The following is an 18,378-nucleotide window of genomic DNA, read 5'->3' on the forward strand; positions in this document are numbered from 1 at the left end:
TGAAATTAGCGTGAAGAGAGGCCAACGCTGGCAATTTCTTCTTCCGTCAACGGGCGGTATTCGCCTGGCGCAAGTTCCGGGTCGAGAGCAATTTCTCCGATCCGTTCGCGATGCAGACCGACAACGTGGTTACCCACGGCCGCAAACATGCGTTTTACCTGATGGTAGCGCCCTTCGCTGATGGTCAGACGCACTTCGGTAGGGGTGATCACTTCCAGCACGGCGGGTTTGGTCAGATCTTTTTCATTATGCAGCTGGACGCCATGGGCGAATTGCTCTGCCGTGCTGTCGCTCACCGGCGATTCCAGGGTCACCAGGTAGGTCTTCTCACAATGGTGACGCGGGGAGGTAATACGATGCGACCACTGACCGTCGTCGGTCATCAGCACCAGACCGGTGGTGTCGATATCCAGACGACCGGCGGCGTGCAGCTTGTGCGCCACGGGTTCATCCAGGAAATAGAGCACGGTCGGATGATCGGGGTCGTCGGTCGAGCAGACATAGCCTTGCGGCTTATTGAGCATGAAGTAACGCGGGCCGTTCTGCTGGGTCAGCGAATTGCCTTCATATTCCACCTGATGCTCAGGCTGGAGTTTGAACGCGCTGTCTCGCACAATATCGTCATCCACGGTAACGTGGCTGCCGCGAATCAGACGCGCAGCAATAGCGCGGCTTACGCCGAGTTGCTGAGCGATAAACTTATCAAGTCGCATGAAATAATTTTAGCCTTAAAGGTGCCAGGAGCCGGACGGGGCGCCCGGAAAAGAAGCAGTTAACAACAGCTCAGTATAACGGGCTCTGTGCGCCACTCAAGGGAAAAAGTTTCGTGGCATACTATATGCGGGATAACCAAGCTGAGTAACCATGACCTTTACACTTCGCCCCTATCAACAGGAAGCCGTGGACGCCACCCTCGCCCACTTTCGTCAGCATAAAGAACCGGCCGCCATCGTCCTGCCTACGGGCGCGGGCAAAAGCCTGGTGATCGCTGAGCTGGCACGCCTGGCGCGCGGTCGCGTGCTGGTGCTGGCGCACGTCAAAGAGCTGGTGGCGCAGAACCATGCCAAGTATCTGGCGCTGGGCCTGGAGGCCGATATTTTTGCCGCCGGTTTACAGCGTAAGGAGAGCCACGGCAAGGTGGTGTTCGGCAGCGTGCAGTCGGTGGCGCGCAATCTGGATAAGTTTCAGAGCGAGTTCTCGCTGCTGATCGTGGACGAGTGCCACCGCATCAGCGATGACGATGACAGCCAGTACCAGCAGATCCTGACCCACCTGAAGAGCGTCAACCCACAGATCCGGCTGCTGGGGCTTACCGCCACCCCGTTCCGCCTCGGCAAAGGCTGGATCTACCGCTTTCACTATCACGGGATGGTGCGCGGCAATGAGAAGGCGCTGTTCCGCGACTGCATTTACGAGCTGCCGCTGCGCTACATGATCAAACACGGCTACCTGACGCCGCCGGAGCGGCTGGATATGCCGGTGGTACAGTACGATTTCAGCCGTTTGCAGGTGCAGAGCAACGGCCTGTTCAGCGAGGCGGATCTCAACCGCGAGCTGAAAAAGCAGGATCGTATTACCCCGCACATCATCAGCCAGATTATGGAATTTGCCGCTGACCGCAAAGGGGTGATGATTTTTGCCGCTACCGTGGAGCACGCCCGGGAGATCACCGGCCTGCTGCCCCCCCAGCGAAGCGCGGCTTATCACCGGCGAAACGCCGGGCAGCGAGCGCGACCGGCTGATTGAAGATTTTAAGGCGCAGCATTTCCGCTACCTGGTCAATGTGTCAGTGCTTACTACCGGCTTTGACGCCCCGCACGTCGACCTGATCGCCATTCTGCGCCCGACCGAATCCGTCAGCCTCTATCAGCAGATTGTCGGCCGCGGCCTGCGCCTGGCCCCCGGCAAAACCGACTGCCTGATTCTGGATTACGCCGGGAACCCGCACGACCTGTACGCCCCGGAAGTGGGGGCACCAAAAGGAAAAAGTGACAACGTCCCCGTGCAGGTGTTTTGCCCCGACTGCGGGTTTGCCAACACCTTCTGGGGCAAAACCACCGCCGACGGCACCCTGATTGAGCACTTTGGCCGCCGCTGTCAGGGCTGGTTTGAAGATGACGAGGGCCATCGCGAGCAGTGCGACTACCGCTTCCGCTTTAAAAACTGCCCGCAGTGTAACGCCGAAAACGACATTGCCGCCCGCCGCTGCCGCGTCTGCGATACGGTGCTGGTGGATCCTGACGATATGCTGAAAGCGGCCCTGAAGCTAAAAGACGCGCTGGTGCTGCGCTGCAGCGGAATGGTGCTGGCCCACGGCGCGGATGAGAAAGGCGAATGGCTGAAAATCACCTATTACGACGAAGACGGTGCCGATGTAAGTGAGCGCTTCCGCCTGCAGACGCCCGCCCAGCGTACCGCCTTTGAGCAGCTGTTTATCCGCCCGCATACCCGCACGCCAGGGGTGCCGCTGCGCTGGATCAATGCGGCGGACATCGTTCATCAGCAGCCGCTGCTGCGCCACCCTGACTTTGTGGTGGCGCGCAAAAAAGGGCAGTTCTGGCAGGTGCGCGAGAAGGTTTTCGATTATGAGGGCCGCTATCGCCGGGCCAATGAATTACGGGGATAAAGGGACTTTTCATTGATGTGTGGGCCATTTGAGTATAAAATGCCGCCCGCTTCACATCCGTGAGGCAGAACACTTACCTGCTGCTGGGTCGCCTGTAGCAGGAATAATATGTACAGAGAGAAATCAATGTTAACTATCAATGTAGAAGCACGTAAAGAGCAGGGCAAGGGTGCGAGCCGCCGCCTGCGCGTAGCAAACAAATTCCCTGCCATCATCTATGGCGGCGAAGCTGCTCCGATCGCAATCGAACTGGACCACGACAAAGTGTGGAACCTGCAGGACAAGCCTGGTTTTTACGGCGAAGTTCTGACCCTGGTTGTTGACGGTAAAGAAGAAAAAGTGAAGGTTCAGGCTGTTCAGCGTCACCCGTTCAAGCCAAAACTGTCTCACATCGACTTCGTTCGCGCGTAATCGCTGACAGGTTGAGAAAAAACCCCGCATTGCGGGGTTTTTTTATGGCCGCTATTTACCGCCGGAGGTGCGACGCTGCAGCTGATCGCGCAGGTTCGGCGGAGTACCTTTAATGGTCAGGGTGTCGGTCGCCGGATCCCAGAAAATGCGCTCGCCCAGCAGCATGGCATCAAAGTTAATGGTTAACCCGCCGCCGCTGCCGGCAAATTTGGTGAGCTGACGCAGGGTGCTGCGATCCGCCGGAAAGCTCTCTTCCAGCTCGTAGCCTTTCTCCGCCGTAAAGTCCTGGAAGCTCACCTCGCTAACGCCGGCCAGCTCTTTTGACAGCGACTCCAGCTCGATCTCTTCCCCCGCCTGCAGCTGCTCGTTGCAGTAGGCGTACACCTGCTGACGCACGTTCTGCCGCTCGGATTTGTCGAGCTCGGCTTCCGCAGTGAAGTCATCCACCGCCTGCAGCAGGCCTTTATTCTGCGCTTTGGCGTTCAGCCCTTCGCTGGCGCCGAGGAAGTCCATAAAGAAGTCCGCAACCTTGCGCCCTACCCGCCCTTTCAGGAAGGTCAGATAGCGGGTCGATTCCGGATTGGTTTCCCATTCGGTTAAATCGATACGCGCCACGATATCCGCGTGGTTGATGTCCAGATAGTGAGTGGAGCTGATATCCAACTGCTCATTGACGCGCATGCTGCTTAAGTTGTTCAGCACCGCCACCAGCAGATACTCCACCGCCAGGTAACGATAATGGCAGAACAGGACAATCCCGCCATCGGCAAATGGGTACTTCGCCAGCTCATCGCGCAGGCGACCGGTAGCGGCCCGGCTGAAGGCGAGGAAATCCTCTTCGCCCTGACGCTGCAGGCGCAGCGTCTGCGCCAGTTCACTCTCTTCGCTGAACAGGCCATAGGCTTTGTTTTTAGCGCTGTAAACCCGGTGCAGCTCCGCGATCATGTCGACCGCGGTAGGTGTAGGTTCCAGTAACGAATCGCGCAGCACCAGCTCAAGGGTTTGCTCATCACGCTTGATAAGCTGGTGCAGGGCAATCTGGTTGATATCCAGACTCATGATAAACTCTCCTTTTAGACCGGGCCGTATTCAACCACCCGCCAGTCATGTATGCAACCGAAGATAAAAAAGGGGGAAAAAAAGCTGTTGCTACGGTAATATGTTGCCCTTTCCTCCACAAACAGATTTCGATTTATGCCACAACTCTCCCGCTATAGTGATGAACACGTTGAACAAATGCTCAGTGAGCTGCTCAACGTACTGGAAAAACATAAGGCGCCAACCGACCTTTCCCTGATGGTTCTGGGAAATATGGTGACTAACCTTATCAATACCAGCGTTGCGCCGGCCCAGCGCCAGGCGATCGCGAAATCTTTCGCTCAGGCCTTACAGTCCTCGGTTAACGACGACCAGGCGCACTAAGGGAAACGAACGACAGTTTATGGTGACGAATCGTCAGCGCTACCGTGAAAAAGTCTCCCAGATGGTTAGCTGGGGGCACTGGTTTGCCCTGTTCAACATTCTGTTGGCGATGGTGCTTGGCAGTCGTTATCTGTTTGTCGCCGACTGGCCGACAACGCTTGCCGGGCGTATCTACTCCTGGATGAGCGTCATTGGCCATTTCAGCTTTCTGGTGTTCTCGACCTATCTCCTGATCCTGTTCCCGCTGACGTTTGTCGTCATGTCCCAGCGGCTGATGCGGTTTGTCTCCGCTATCCTCGCTACCGTCGGCATGACGCTTCTGCTCATCGACAGCGAAGTCTTTACCCGTTTCCACCTGCATCTTAATCCTGTCGTCTGGGAACTGGTGATTAACCCCGACCAGAACGAAACGGCACGTGACTGGCAGCTGATGTTTATCAGCGTGCCGATTATCCTGCTGATTGAGATGCTGTTTGCCACCTGGAGCTGGCAAAAGCTGCGCAGCCTGACGCGCCGTCGTCGCTACGCTAAACCGGTCGCGGCCCTGTTTTTTGTGGCCTTTATCGGCTCGCACTTCATGTATATCTGGGCTGACGCCAACTTCTATCGGCCGATCACCATGCAGCGCGCGAACCTGCCACTCTCCTATCCAATGACCGCCCGTCGTTTCCTCGAGAAACACGGCCTGCTGGATGCGCAGGAGTATCAGCGTCGCCTGATCGAACAAGGTAATCCTGAAGCGGTATCGGTGCAGTATCCGCTCAGCGATCTGCGCTACCGTGACATGGGCCAGGGGCAGAACGTCCTGCTGATCACCGTGGACGGGCTGAACTACTCCCGCTTTGAGAAGCAGATGCCGGCTCTGGCGGAGTTTGCCGATAAGAACATCAACTTTACCCAACATATGAGTTCCGGTAACGCCACCGATACCGGGCTCTTCGGTCTGTTCTACGGCATTTCGCCGGGCTATATGGACGGCGTACTGTCGTCGCGTATCCCTGCAGCGCTGATCACCGGCCTGAACCAGCAGGGTTACCAGCTGGGACTGTTCTCGTCTGATGGCTTCAGCAGTCCGCTGTATCGCCAGGCCTTGTTGTCCGACTTCTCGCTGCCGGCCACCCAGAGCCAGTCCGACGCACAGACCGCCGGACAGTGGATCAGCTGGCTGAACCGCTATGCGCAGGACGATAACCGCTGGTTCTCGTGGATTGCCCTCAACGGCACCACGCTGGATGACAGTAACCAGAAAACCTTTGCCCGCCGCTACGCTAAGGCGGCAGGTGATGTGGATGCGCAGATCGCCCGGGTGCTGAATGCCCTGCGTGAATCCGGCAAGCTGGAGAACACGGTAGTGGTGATCACCGCCGGTCACGGCGTACCGCTGGACAACGAGAGCAAGGATGTTGACTGGTCGCGCCCTCGCCTGCACGTTCCGCTGGTGATCCACTGGCCGGGCACGCCATCGCAGCGCATCAACATGCTGACCGATCATAAAGATGTAATGACCACCCTGATGCAGCGTCTGCTTCACGTCAGCACGCCAGCGAATGAGTATTCCCAGGGTCAGGATCTGTTCAGCGCCACACGTCGTCATAACTGGGTGACCGCCGCCAGCAATAATACGCTGGCCGTCACGACCCCAACCCTGACGCTGGTCCTGAACAGCAACGGCAGCTACAAAACCTATAATCCGCAGGGCGAGAAGCTCAACGACCAGACGCCACAGCTCAGCCTGCTGTTGCAGGTGTTGACGGATGAAAAACGGTTCATTGCTAACTGATTTAAAATTAATCAGTTAGCCTGAACTGGCCTTGCATTAAACGCGGAAATGGGTAGTATAAATTTTCTGTGTCGGCACGTAGCGCAGCCTGGTAGCGCATCGTCATGGGGTGGCGAGGGTCGAGAGTTCAAATCTCTCCGTGCCGACCAAAAATTCCCAATAAAACCAACCGCAAGCGGTTGGTTTTTTTATGCCAGTCAGATTTCCGGGGTATGTTTATATCCGCTCAGCATCAGCATCAGGCTCTCTTTGGAGTCCGCCGGGCTGAACTGATAATGGTTACCCTGACGGTCGCCACCGATGTACCACGAGATTTCCGTTTTCCCTGCGGCCAGCGCTTTACGCACCGCCTTGTCGACATCCACCATCCGGTATTCACGCTTGTTGTTGAGATACAGGACAGCATCCGAGCTGTAGTTGCAGGAAGGTCGTTTTTTCCATGTGACGGTAGCCGGATCCCAGTCGTTGCTGGCCGGGTAGAAGAAGATCTGATCCGCGCCGTTGGCTTCGACTTTTCCGCCATAGATGCGGATCTTGTACTTGAACAGGGACGGATCCTGGCCGGTCGGCAGCGCCGGGATTTTAAATTTCACCAGGCTCATGGTCTCGACGTTACGGGTACGGCCGCCGTTTTTCCAGTTATCCTGGATTAGCAGGGTCTGCGCTGTCGGAACCGGGGTAGTCGGCGTTTCGCTGCTTACCCAGACGTTGGCCAGCGCCTTCGTATAGCCGTAAGGCACGTTGGTGCCGCAATCCATGCCCTGGTTCATGCACATCTCGGTCATAAAGCGGGCGCCCTCTTCGGTCCAGCCGTTCATAAAGTCGGCGTGGGCGGTGTACAGACTCCCCCCAGTGCTCCTCGCGCGCGTCGCCATTCATGGTGGGATCGAGCGACAGCTGCGCTTTGGCGGTATCCAGGGAGCTTATGCCGTGCAGCACGTAAGCCACGTTCATGTTCACCGTCGGGATCTTCACCGGGAAGCCGGAAGGACACTGCCCTTTCACATCGTAGGCCGCGTTAGCCATCCCGTGGTGCGGCTTCAGGTTGATGCCGTCCCAGCAGTTGGGGAACTGGATGCCGATATTAAACTGCACCGCATCTTTGGCCTTTCTCAGGCCGCACACTTCACCGATTTTATTGCTGTAGCCTTTGCCGTTGGCGCATAAAAAGGTGATCCGCGAGTTGGGTTTCGAACCGTGGTGATCGCCCGCCACCATCGCCAGCCCGGCCGGGAACGGGCTGAGCGGGTACTGATCGACGTTTGAAGCCTGATAATAGGTTTTCTGATAGGCAGGCTTCACCACCGTGCCGTCCGGCAGACGCAGGGAAGGAGCCCAGTAGGCCGAACTGTCGGCTTTGTTATCGCAGGTGGTTTCTGCCTGCTTGCGCAGCGAGGCATAGGATGAGTAAGCGTCGGTGCGGGTATTGCCAAAAAAGTCGTGCCACATCGCCTGATTGACTTTGCCGAACATCATCACGGCGTCATCGCCCAGGGTGTGGTTGTAAGCGCAGACGACGTGCGCCTGTGGGCCGGCATGGGCATACAGTGACGGCAGCAACAAAGCTGACGCCAGCGCGGTATAGAGTGTGGTCCTTTTCATAAATATCTCCTGATAGAAAGGACCACATTGGTAACAAAACGGCGCTAACTCTCCGAATTTTTTACTGAATACTTTTCCGCTGTCATGCGCTTTACAACGCCGCCGGTCGCTTCAACAGGTAAGCCAGCGTTACGAGGCAGATCGCCGCCCCGGCATAGAAGGTATACTCCGCGCCCCACGTCTCCCAGATAATGCCCGCCCCCAGGCTGGCGATCAGCAGCGCCACGCCGCTCACCATACTGAACAGACCAAAGGCGGTACCGCGCAGGTCGGCGGGTGCCGTTTTCGCAATCATCGCGGTCAGCAGCCCCTGGGTCATCCCCATATGAATGCCCCACAGCGCCACGCCGAGGATGATCCCCGCCCAGTGGGTCGTCAGGGCCAGCACGATATCCGCCGCGATCAATACCGCCAGCCCCCACTGCAGCAGGCGGGTATGGCTCATGGCATCAGAGAGTTTGCCGAACGGATAGGCGGAAAAGGCGTAGAGCAGGTTCATGGCGACCATCACCAGCGGGATCAGCGCCAGCGGTATACCGGACTGCTGGGCCCGCAGCACCAGAAAGGCTTCACTGAAGCGGGCCAGGGTAAAGACCGCCCCCAGGCCAATCACCCACCAGCAGCTGGCACCGAGACGTTTGAGGTTCTCTTTTTTAATCGGATTGGTGCGTTTATGGGTGACGGGAGAGGCGGGTTCATGCAGGCCAAAAAAGAGCAGCGCGACGGCAAGTACGCCGGGGATGACGGCGATCCAGAAGATGGTGCGGAAATCGTCGTTCCACAGCAGCATCATGCCGACCGCCAGCAGCGGGCCAAGAAACGCGCCGATGGTATCCATCGACTGCCGCAGCCCGTATGCCGCCCCGCGCAGTTCAGGCGGCGTAACGTCGGCCACCAGTGCGTCACGGGGTGCGCCGCGGATCCCCTTCCCTACCCGGTCAATTAAGCGTGCCCCGAGGATCATCCCCGACGACGAGGCGAGGGCAAACAGCGGCTTGCTGGCGGCACCCAGCCCGTAGCCCAGCAGCGCCAGCCCTTTGCGTTTGCCCAGATAGTCGCTGATGGCGCCAGAGAAGACCTTGATAATCAGCGCCGTGGCTTCCGCCAGCCCTTCAATCAGGCCAATAAAGATGACGCTGGCACCCAGCGTGGTCACCATAAACAGCGGTAATAAGCTATGAATGATCTCCGAGGAGATATCCATCAACATGCTGACGCCGCCAACCACCCAGACCCCTTTTGGGATCCGGCTCAGCGTGGAAAACCGGGAGGCCATGTTCCACTCCTGCTATCGGGAAAACAGCTATTTAACCCGAAAACGGCGCAGGAGGGAATGCGAATAAATATCGTTAATATCGAAGCGGGAAAACTCAGTGCTTATCGCTGTCCCCGAGGAAAAAGATCCCCAGCGGAATGGCCAGCAGAACGGTAAAGACCGTGCTGTAGACCAACACCATCGCGGATTGCAGAACGAACATGCTGGTGGTCCACTCCGTCAGCGGAATGTTGTACTGTTCGACCACGCCGACGATCGTCACACGCCCCACCCCAATCACCGCGATCAGAAACACCGTCAGCAGTGCCAGCAGAAATTTTTTCCCCGCCGGGGTGTTAAGTTTTTGGCGTACCATGCATTTATTCCTTCACAGATGAATAACAATGATTGCCGCTCACCCTATCACGAACGCCACCCTTGCACCAACTCAGAATTTAAAACCACAACAAAGGCAAATTGTCAGTGATATACACCAGATAAAAATAAAATAAAGGCAAAAAACACCAGATATGATAGTCTGGGCATGAACCGTTTGACATAAAAAGGAATGACTGTGAAAAACGCACCTAAAAGCATCGTCGCCCTGCTGGCGTTGGCCTGCGCCAGCGCTTATGCCGCCCCTGCCGCTCAACCGCTTGAGAAAACGGCCCCGTATCCGCAGGCGGAGCACGGGATGAAGCGCCAGGTTATCGACCTGCCGGCGCAGAAAGATGAAGCGAATTATAAAGTTGAGCTGCTGATCGGCCAGACGCTGGAAGTGGACTGCAACGTGCACCGCCTCGGCGGACAGTTAACCAGCAAGACGCTGGAAGGCTGGGGCTATGACTATTACGTCTTTGATAAGGTCACCTCGCCGGTCTCCACCATGATGGCCTGCCCGGAAGGCAAAAAGACCGCCAAATTTGTCACCGCCAGTCTGGGTGAGCACAGTCTGCTGCGCTACAACAGCAAGCTGCCGATTGTGGTCTATACGCCGGACAACATTGAGGTGAAATACCGCGTCTGGCAGGCAGACGAGAAAATCGAAAACGCCGTCGCGCGTTAATAAAAAAGCCGGGTTAAATAACCCGGCTTTTTTTGTATCAGAGCGCGATATCCGCGACCGGTTTGCTTTCCGGCTGGGATGTCGCCTGCGGCTGCGCCTGAGGCGCGGCATCCGGTGCCTGCGGCTTTTCATACTTCAGCTGCAGCACGCGGCTGGTGTACTCCAGCTCCTGCTCGGTGGCGTCAACGTTGCCGTTCAGCGCCGTACCGTAGGACGGGATGATGGTCTTCAGCTTCGCCTGCCATTCCGGGCTGGCGACTTTATCTTTGAACACTTTTTCCATCAGGTGCAGCATGATCGGTGCCGCAGTGGATGCGCCAGGGGATGCCCCCAGCAGTGCAGCCACGGTGCCCTCTTTATCGCTGACCACTTCGGTGCCCAGACGCAGCACGCCGCCTTTGTCTTCATCACGCTTGATGATCTGCACGCGCTGACCCGCCTGCCACAGACGCCAGTCCGCTTTCTTCGCTTCCGGATAGTACTCTTTCAGCGCCTCAAAGCGATCGTCATCGGAGAGCAGCACCTGGCTAATCAGGTATTTCACCAGGTCGAAGTTATCAAGACCAACGTTCATCATTGGTCCTACGTTCGAGGTGGTGGTGGCGCTCAGCAGATCCCACAGCGAACCGTTCTTCAGGAACTTGGTTGAGAAAGTTGCGAACGGCCCGAACAGCACCACGCGCTTGCCGTCGAGGATACGGGTGTCGATGTGCGGCACCGACATCGGCGGTGCGCCCACGGACGCCTGGCCATACACCTTCGCCAGATGACGGTTTACCACTTCCGGGTTTTCCGACACCAGGAACTGGCCGCCAACCGGGAAGCCCGCATAGTTATCCGCTTCCGGGATACCGGTCTCCTGCAGCAGCTTCAGCGCCGCGCCGCCCGCACCAATAAAGACGAACTTCGCCTTGATGACGTGCTCTTCTTCATTGTGCTTCAGATCGGCAACGGTCACGCTCCAGGAGTTGTCCGCGTTACGCTTAAAGCCGCGCACTTCGCTGTTCAGCGACAGCGTGAAGTTCTCTTTTTTCTGCAGAGAGCCCACCAGCTGACGGGTAATTTCGCCGTAGTTAACGTCGGTACCAATTTCAGTACGGGTTGCGGCCACTTTCTGGTTCGGGTCACGCCCTTCCATCACCAGCGGCGCCCACGCTTTGATCTGAGCGTGATCTTCGGAGTACTTCATACCGCGGAACAGCGAGCTTTGCTGCAGGGCAGCATAACGACCGCGCAGGAAGTTAACGTTGTCGTCGCCCCAGACGAAGCTCATGTGCGGCACGGTGTTAATAAAGCTGTGCGGATCGTGCATCACGCCGCTGTTCACCTGGTGAGACCAGAACTGACGGGAGATCTGGAACGCTTCGTTGATCTCCACGGCTTTCTCAATGCTGATAGAGCCGTCTTTCTTCTGCGGGGTGTAGTTCAGCTCCATTAAGGCCGAGTGGCCGGTCCCGGCGTTGTTCCAGCCGTTGGAGCTCTCCTGCGCCACGCCGTCAAGGCGTTCCACCATGGTCATAGACCAGTCCGGCTGAAGCTCCTGCAGATAGGTTCCGAGCGTGGCGCTCATGATCCCGCCGCCAATTAACAGAACGTCCGTTTCCTGATCCTGCGATGCCTGAGCCTTCGCCGCCATCGGGGCAGCACTAAGGCTTGCCGCCGCAGCCAGCAACAGGGCAGTCATTTTTTTCATAATTAATGCCTTCGTAATAAGCGTGTTGTTCGCTATTTATGCAGATGAAGTCGAGTGCGGCGCCACGGTAGCAATATTTAAATATTGTTTAAAGGTTAAATAATTATTGTAATTATGATAATTAATGTCGCGGTGTTTGTAGGGATATGGCATCTGCTGCGCTGGAAACGCGCGCGTTTTCCCGCTACTATGCTGCCCTTTGTGATCGGCCGCACAGATCCTGCCCACCGCCACTAACCTGCGAAGAATTATGTCTCCAACACACGCTTCTCCCCATACTCTTGCCGTTCTGCGCTCTCCGTCGCTGTTGACGCGTGAAATCCTGGCCGGTGTGATCACCGCCCTGGCGCTTATTCCGGAGGTGATCTCCTTCTCGGTGGTGGCGGGGGTCGATCCGAAAGTGAGCCTGTTCGCGTCGGTGGTGCTGTGTCTGGCGCTGTCGGTAATGGGTGGCCGTCCGGCGATGGTGACCGCCGCTGCGGGCTCGGTGGCGTTAGTGATTGGGCCGATGGTGCATCAGCATGGCGCGCAGTATATTCTGCCAGCGGTGCTGCTGGCGGGGCTGATCCAGATCCTGTTCGGCGCGCTGGGGATGGCGCGCCTGATGCGCTTCATTCCCCAGGCGGTGATGACCGGGTTTGTTAACGCGCTGGGGATTTTGATTTTCTTTGCCCAGGTACCGCATTTCTGGAGCAAAAGCCCGCTGATTGTCGGCCTGTTTGTGCTGACCCTGCTGATTGTGCTCTGGGCGCCCCGCTATATTAAAAGTATTCCTTCCCCGCTGATTGCGATTGTGGTTCTGACCCTGTTTACCGTCACCAGCGGCCAGCTGCTGCCGACCGTCGGCGACGAAGGCGCTATCGGCGGTGGCCTGCCGGGGATCACCCAGATGCTGGTCCCCCTTAACCTGCACACCCTGAGCATTATCTGGCCCTGCGCGCTGAGCATTGCCTTCGTCGGCCTGATGGAGTCGCTGCTGACGGCAAAACTGGTGGATGAGCTGACGGCCACCCCGTCCAGCAAACGCCGCGAGAGCATGGGGCTCGGCGTAGCCAATATCATGGCGGGCTTCTTTGGCGGGATCGCCGGGTGCGCGATGATCGGTCAGACCATCGTTAACGTCGAAATGGGTAAAGGGCGCAGCCGCGTCTCTACCTTCGCCGCCGGGCTGGTGCTGCTGTTGCTGGTCACCGCCCTGAGCGAGGTGATGGCCAAAATTCCGATGGCGGTGCTGGCGGGGGTCATGGCGATTGTCGCCATTAAAACCTTCAACTGGCAGAGCATCCGCCCTGCCGCGGTGAAAGGCGTACCTGTCGCGGAAACGCTGGTGATGCTGGTGACCGTGGCGGCCACCGTTTCAACCGGCAATCTGGCCATTGGCGTACTGGGCGGGATTGTCGTCATGGCGATCCTCCCTGCCCGCCTGCGACGCCATAGCGCCGCTACAGCAGAAACAGCGTCGCCAGGCCAAGAAAAATAAAGAAACCGCCGGTATCGGTGATGGCGGTGATCATCACGCTCGACCCCACTGCGGGGTCGCGCCCGAGGCGGGTCATCACCATCGGAATGATCACCCCCATCATCGCCGCCACCAGCAGATTCAGCACCATCGCAAGGGTCATCACCCCGCCCAGCGCCATATCGTCGTACAGCCACCAGGTAACACCGCCCATAATCCCGCCCCACACCAGGCCGTTGATCAGCGCCACGCCAAGCTCACGCAAAATCAGGAAGGTAAAGTTGCCCGGCTGAATGTGCTGCAGCGCCAGGGCGCGCACAATCATGGTGATGGTCTGGTTGCCGGTATTGCCGCCGATGCCCGCCACGATGGGCATCAGCGAGGCCAGCGCCACCAGCTGGGAGATGGTGTGTTCAAACCCGTCAATCACCCTGGAGGCGATAAAGGCGGTGCAGAGGTTGATCGCCAGCCACGCCCAGCGGGTTTTCACCGCCTTGCTCACCGGGGCATAAACATCCTCTTCCGCACTGAGGCCCCCGAGGGCGCGCATATCGTTGTCGGTCTCTTTATAGACCACGTCGACGATCTCATCGATGGTCAGTCGCCCTAACAGCTTGCCCACTGCGTCCACTACCGCGGCGCTGAGCAGGTTGTCACGCTCAAAGGTACGGGCGGCTTTTTTCAGCATCATCTTCAGGGGAGAAGAGCATCGGCTGGGAGTCCATCACCTCGCTGACCTTGCTCTGGGCGCTGTTAAGCAGAATGGTCTGCAGCTCCAGCTCGCCAAGCAGGGTTTTATCCCGGGAAGTCACAAACAGCTTATCGGTGTTTTGCGGCATTTTACCGAGCCGACGCAGGTAGCGCTGTACCGTGCCCAGGGTCACGTCCGGGCGCACGGTGATCACGCTGAACTCCATGATCGCCCCGACGCGGTCCTGCTCGTAGTGCATGACCTGGTGGACGCGGGCGCGTTCCTGCGGCGGCAACGACGCCAGCAGGCGTCCGGTCAGGTTGCGCGGCAGGTGCTGTACGAGGTAGATCTGATCGTCGATATCCAGGGTACGCAGCGCATCGAGGATCGCGTCGTCACTCATCTCATCGATAAGATCTTCCCAGACGTTCTCGGACGCCTCCACCAGCACCTGACCGCGCTCGTGATCCTGCACCAGCCGCCACAGGGCATGGCGCTCTTCCGAGGGTAAGGCTTCGAGGGTGTCGGCCAGATCCGGCGGTGGCAAATGGGCTACCAGCGCCCCTACCTCAGCAATATCGTCGGCTAAGGTCCCGACATCATATTGCTCAGCCAGGGTCAGTTTACCCAGCAGGGTGGAGGTGAGCGCTTTGTCGGTGGTCATCAGCCAGATCAGGCGCGCACGCTCTTCATCGCGCAGCCGTGCGCTGTTTTTGCTTAATGCAGACATTAATCATAAATCCATTAAATGAGTTGGCATTAAGCATAGCGCGGGGTTGTGTAAATTTTAATAAACGAATCGGCGGGAAGAGCAAAAAAGCGGCAGTTGCAGACCGGGGGGGCGACAAAGCCGCCACCCGGCACATTGACACTCAGGCGGTACGCGCCACCGCATCACGCGACGCGGCATCGCGCTCGGCACCGGTCAGCTCGGTCAGCTGGCCGCTGCGCATCTCCAGCAGGCGGTCGGCATGGATGAAGTAGTGATCGTCATGGCTGATGGCGAAGATGGTTTTGCCCATCTGCTGCATCAGCGGCAGCAGCACCTGGTAGAACTCACGGCGGAAATGCGGGTCCTGATCGGCGGCCCACTCATCCAGCAGAATGATGTCGCGCTCTTCCGCCAGCGCCAGCAGCAGCGCCACGCGCTTCTTCTGTCCTTTCGACAGCTTGAGGTTGAGGATCTTGCCATCCTGCAGCTCAAGCTTGTGCGACATTTGCAGATGCGCCAGCCATTTCTCCACCAGCGCCGGGTCGGCCTGCTTGCCTTCCGGGCCCAGCAGCTGATCGAACAGCCAGACGTCGGTGAATACCGCGGAGAACAGCTTGCGGTAATCTTCCGGTTTTTCGGCACTCAGCGGTTTGCCGTCCAGCAGGATCTCGCCCGACTGAGGCTGATAGAGGCCGGTGAGCAGCATCGCCAGCGTCGATTTACCGCTGCCGTTGCCGCCAATCAGGAACAGCAGCTCGCCGCGGTTCAGGGTTAAGTTCACCGGCCCGACGGAGAAATCGTTGTCCTGATACTTAAAGGTAACGTTGCGCAGCTCCAGCGTCTGCCAGTCCGGGAAGGCCTGTGGGCGCGGGAATTCGGCTTTGTAGGGCGCGAGGGCAAACTTGCGCAGCTTGTTAAAGGCTACCTGGGCGCTGAGCAGGGTCGGCAGCGCGCCTACGGCGGAGAGCAGCGGCGTGCGCAGGAACAGCAGGGTCAGCGAGTAGGTAGCGGCGACGTTAGTATCCGCCCAGCCAAGGCTGTTCGCCATCCAGAAGACCAGGCCAATCGCCCCCAGCATCATGATATTTGACCAGTTGACCGCGCTCAGGTGGAAGGTATCGGCACGCACAATGTGGTGGCGGTATTCGCGGGCATCCGGGATATAGAGGTTATTGAAGATGTGCTCGGCGCGCTCGCGGTTAAGGGTCAGCTCTTTGCGCCCTTCCAGCACCGTCTGATAGTCGTTATAGAGCTTGTCTTCGGTTTCGCGCAGCACCGCCATGTGCTTGTATACCCGCGACACCAGCATGTAACCCCCCCCAGATGGTGATGGCAATCCACAGGGCGGTGATCGCCAGCATTTTGGTGGAGAGCCAGGCCAGATAGGCGGCCGAACCGAAGGTCAGGATAATCCCCTGCACCAGCTCCGGCAGACGCACAAAGGCGATGGTGATGGAGCGGACGTCGCTGGTCAATCCGGCCAGCAGCGAGGCGCTGCCCAGCTGCTCGACGCGCTCAACCTGGGTATCCAGAATACGCTTGATGAACTCGCTGCGCAGACGGTAGACGAAGTGGTGGCCGAGGGTGGTGAGCGCCAGCTGCGAACCCAGGGTAACGGCCATCAGCAGCACCAGCAGGCCGAGAAATTCCGGCAGCACCATCAGAGTCGTGTCGACCGTTTCAATTAAACGCAGGTTAATAAAGGCGATAAGCCCAATACCCAGCGCGGCGCTAAGCAGGCTTAATGCCATCACCGCGATAAACGGCCAGCGGTATTGGCGCCAGACCAGTAACAGGAGTTCCATACACAGCAATCCAGACAAGAAAAATCAGCGAGCAGTGTAAACTGCCCGCCACTTACATCAAGAATAATTCTTATTTTTATTCGTTGTTCGCCGCCTGGCGGAAGGTCAGATTGTAGCGATACTCCCCGGCCAGGGGGTGCTCTCCAGGCTTAAGCGGCTGAATACCATGATAAAACAGCCGGGATGGCCCGCCCCACACCACTACGTCGCCGTGCTCCAGCAGCAGGCGTTGCAGCGGATCGTTGCGCCGTAATCCACCGAACTGGAACACGGCGGGCAGGCCGAGCGATACTGAGACAATGGGCGCCCGCAGGTCTGCCTCATCCTTATCCTGATGCAGGGACAGTTTAGCCCCGACGGCGTAACGGTTGATCAGACAGGCATCCGGCTGAAAATCGGGATAACCGGCCTCGCAGGCGGCATCGTGGCACAGGGCAGCGAAAGCGTCCGGCATCGGCGGCCAGTGCGCGCTGGTAAGGGGATCGACCGGGGAATAGAGATAGCCGCGCTGATTGGTGGTCCAGCCAAGGCCGCCGCAGTTGGTCATCGCCACCGACATGGTATAGCCCCCGGGGGTGACCATCTGGCGGAACGGCGAGGCGCTGGCGACCTGTTCGATGCCCTGCATTAAGGCGGCGGCCCGCGCCAGCGCAAAGCGGCGCAGGATCACCGCCCCCGGTGCCAGCGGCTCCTGCCAGGGCTCAGCGTCCGCAAACAAATCGAGCATCACACCTCCTCTTTTTTTGGCTTCACGACGCAGGAGCGCCGCTTTGCGGGCCGTGCCCCAGCGGTAGCCAGAGAGCCCGCCGTCGCTACGTACCACCCGATGACAGGGGATAATAATCGCCAGTTTGTTGGCGGCACAGGCCCGGGCTACCGCCCGCACCGCACCGGGCTGACCAATGGTGTTGGCCACCTGCTGATAGCTGGCGGTCTCGCCGCCTGGAATGGCGCGCAGAGCCTGCCAGACCTGGCGCTGAAAGGCGGTACCGCGAATATCCAGCGGCAGGGCCAGCGCCACGGCGTGGTTATCCACGCTGGCAATGACCTGGGCGACGCGGGCGGCGAAGGCGGCGTCCGCCTGTTCTCGCCGGGCGTGGGGAAAGAGCGTTTCCAGTTCGGCAATCAGGGCGCTATCGTCATCCCCGGGCAAAATTGCGCAGACGCCCCGCGCACTCTCCGCCACCAGGCAACGCCCCAGCGCACAGTCGCTGAGGGCATAGCGCACGGTGGTTTCCTCCCCGCCGCTGCGATACTGCTTCGCGGTCATCCCAAGCGTAGCGTCGGCGTGGCGGTAATAGCTGCTGCTGTCGGGGAAACCCGCCGCCAGCACGGAGTCGGTAATGCTTTCCCCCTGCGTCAGGGCGTGGCGCAGACGTTTCGCCCGGGCTGCCTGCTGCCAGGCTTTCGGCGTCATGCCGGTAGAAGATTTAAAGAGGCGATGGAGGTGATACGGGCTCATCGCCACCGCTTGCGCCAGCTTCTCCAGGGTCAGAGGCTGCTCCTGCTCCAGTAACCGGCAGGCTTTTTCGATGGTGGCGATGCGCTGCGCCTGGGGATCCTGTTGGTCCGGACGACAGCGTTTGCAGGGACGAAAACCCGCCTGTGCAGCCTGGCGGGCATCGGGGTAAAAGCGAACATTTTCACGCAGGGCGTGGCGCGCCCGGCAGGAAGGGCGGCAGAAGATGCCGGTGGTCTGTACGGCAAACACAAACTGACCATCGGCATGGTCATCGCGGGCCAGCACCGCCAGCCAGCGTTGATCGTCATTCATCAGGTTCGGCTTTTTCATGATCGGCTCCTTATCTAAGCATACGCCTAGCCTGCCCGAACGCCACCCGACAAAAACCTGCAAC

10 protein-coding genes, 1 tRNA gene and 6 pseudogenes are annotated in these 18,378 nt (G+C 58.6%); 7 read left to right on the forward strand and 10 right to left on the reverse strand.

All coding sequences use genetic code 11. The features are described 5' to 3' along the window. Positions 1–5 precede the first annotated feature (5 nt). Positions 6–713 (reverse strand): 16S rRNA pseudouridine(516) synthase RsuA, encoded by a 708-nt coding sequence (gene rsuA, locus AAHB66_RS15870; RefSeq protein ID WP_347113564.1) that lies wholly within the window; start codon positions 711–713, stop codon positions 6–8. A gap of 151 nt (positions 714–864) precedes the next feature. Between rsuA and AAHB66_RS15875 the strand changes: the two are divergent. Together AAHB66_RS15875 and rplY are read left to right on the forward strand one after the other, a co-directional pair. Further along, positions 865–2,626, forward strand: a pseudogene (locus AAHB66_RS15875) (DEAD/DEAH box helicase). A 126-nt stretch (positions 2,627–2,752) separates the two neighbouring features. Next, positions 2,753–3,037, forward strand: coding sequence for a 50S ribosomal protein L25 (rplY, locus tag AAHB66_RS15880; protein WP_106995380.1), 285 nt, complete (start codon positions 2,753–2,755; stop codon positions 3,035–3,037). Positions 3,038–3,088: 51 nt separating this feature from the next. On the opposite strand, the gene yejK is transcribed toward rplY, so the two are convergent. After that, the gene (yejK, locus tag AAHB66_RS15885) at positions 3,089–4,096 is read right to left on the reverse strand and encodes a nucleoid-associated protein YejK (RefSeq protein ID WP_106995381.1); all 1,008 of its coding nucleotides are present in this window, start codon (positions 4,094–4,096) and stop codon (positions 3,089–3,091) included. A 135-nt stretch (positions 4,097–4,231) separates the two neighbouring features. Between yejK and AAHB66_RS15890 the strand changes: the two genes are divergently transcribed. From AAHB66_RS15890 to AAHB66_RS15900, 3 genes are all read left to right on the forward strand, one after another. Then, positions 4,232–4,459 (forward strand): YejL family protein, encoded by a 228-nt coding sequence (locus AAHB66_RS15890; RefSeq protein ID WP_032612681.1) that lies wholly within the window; start codon positions 4,232–4,234, stop codon positions 4,457–4,459. 19 nt (positions 4,460–4,478) lie between these two features. Further along, on the forward strand, positions 4,479–6,239 hold the full coding sequence (gene yejM, locus AAHB66_RS15895; protein WP_347113565.1) for an LPS biosynthesis-modulating metalloenzyme YejM: 1,761 nt from the start codon (positions 4,479–4,481) through the stop codon (positions 6,237–6,239). A gap of 72 nt (positions 6,240–6,311) precedes the next feature. Next, positions 6,312–6,388, forward strand: a tRNA-Pro gene (locus AAHB66_RS15900). A 48-nt stretch (positions 6,389–6,436) separates the two neighbouring features. Here the strand turns inward: AAHB66_RS15900 and AAHB66_RS15905 are convergent. The 3 genes and pseudogenes from AAHB66_RS15905 to AAHB66_RS15915 form a co-directional block, all read right to left on the reverse strand. Next, a pseudogene (locus AAHB66_RS15905) lies at positions 6,437–7,841 on the reverse strand (DUF1996 domain-containing protein). A gap of 91 nt (positions 7,842–7,932) precedes the next feature. Next, a complete protein-coding gene (locus tag AAHB66_RS15910) occupies positions 7,933–9,117 on the reverse strand; it encodes an MFS transporter (RefSeq protein ID WP_347113566.1) in 1,185 nt (394 codons plus the stop codon). Positions 9,118–9,211: 94 nt separating this feature from the next. Then, the gene (locus tag AAHB66_RS15915) at positions 9,212–9,472 is read right to left on the reverse strand and encodes a DUF2534 family protein (protein ID WP_347113567.1); all 261 of its coding nucleotides are present in this window, start codon (positions 9,470–9,472) and stop codon (positions 9,212–9,214) included. Between the two features lie 192 nt (positions 9,473–9,664). Between AAHB66_RS15915 and eco the strand changes: the two genes are divergently transcribed. After that, positions 9,665–10,162, forward strand: coding sequence for a serine protease inhibitor ecotin (gene eco, locus AAHB66_RS15920; protein ID WP_347113568.1), 498 nt, complete (start codon positions 9,665–9,667; stop codon positions 10,160–10,162). Between the two features lie 37 nt (positions 10,163–10,199). Here the strand turns inward: eco and mqo are convergent, their stop codons facing one another. After that, complete coding sequence (gene mqo, locus AAHB66_RS15925) at positions 10,200–11,855, reverse strand: malate dehydrogenase (quinone) (RefSeq protein ID WP_347113569.1); 1,656 nt, start codon at positions 11,853–11,855, stop codon at positions 10,200–10,202. Positions 11,856–12,044: 189 nt separating this feature from the next. Here mqo and AAHB66_RS15930 point away from each other — a divergent pair. After that, a pseudogene (locus tag AAHB66_RS15930) lies at positions 12,045–13,335 on the forward strand (SulP family inorganic anion transporter). On the opposite strand, the pseudogene mgtE reads toward AAHB66_RS15930, so the two are convergent. The 4 genes and pseudogenes from mgtE to ada all read right to left on the reverse strand — a co-directional run. Further along, positions 13,298–14,735, reverse strand: a pseudogene (gene mgtE, locus AAHB66_RS15935) (magnesium transporter). The pseudogenes AAHB66_RS15930 and mgtE sit on opposite strands and share 38 nt — an antisense overlap. 142 nt (positions 14,736–14,877) lie before the next feature. Continuing rightward, positions 14,878–16,522 (reverse strand): annotated as a pseudogene (locus AAHB66_RS15940) (multidrug ABC transporter permease/ATP-binding protein). Positions 16,523–16,598: 76 nt separating this feature from the next. Then, positions 16,599–17,249: a DNA oxidative demethylase AlkB gene (gene alkB / locus AAHB66_RS15945; RefSeq protein ID WP_347116504.1), complete on the reverse strand. Its 651-nt coding sequence runs from the start codon at positions 17,247–17,249 to the stop codon at positions 16,599–16,601. Between the two features lie 18 nt (positions 17,250–17,267). Continuing rightward, a pseudogene (gene ada / locus AAHB66_RS15950) lies at positions 17,268–18,314 on the reverse strand (bifunctional DNA-binding transcriptional regulator/O6-methylguanine-DNA methyltransferase Ada); the annotation flags it as partial. Positions 18,315–18,378 lie beyond the last annotated feature (64 nt).

Origin of the sequence: Leclercia sp. S52, assembly GCF_039727615.1 — a bacterium.
Taxonomy (GTDB): Bacteria; Pseudomonadota; Gammaproteobacteria; order Enterobacterales; family Enterobacteriaceae; genus Enterobacter; species Enterobacter adecarboxylatus_B.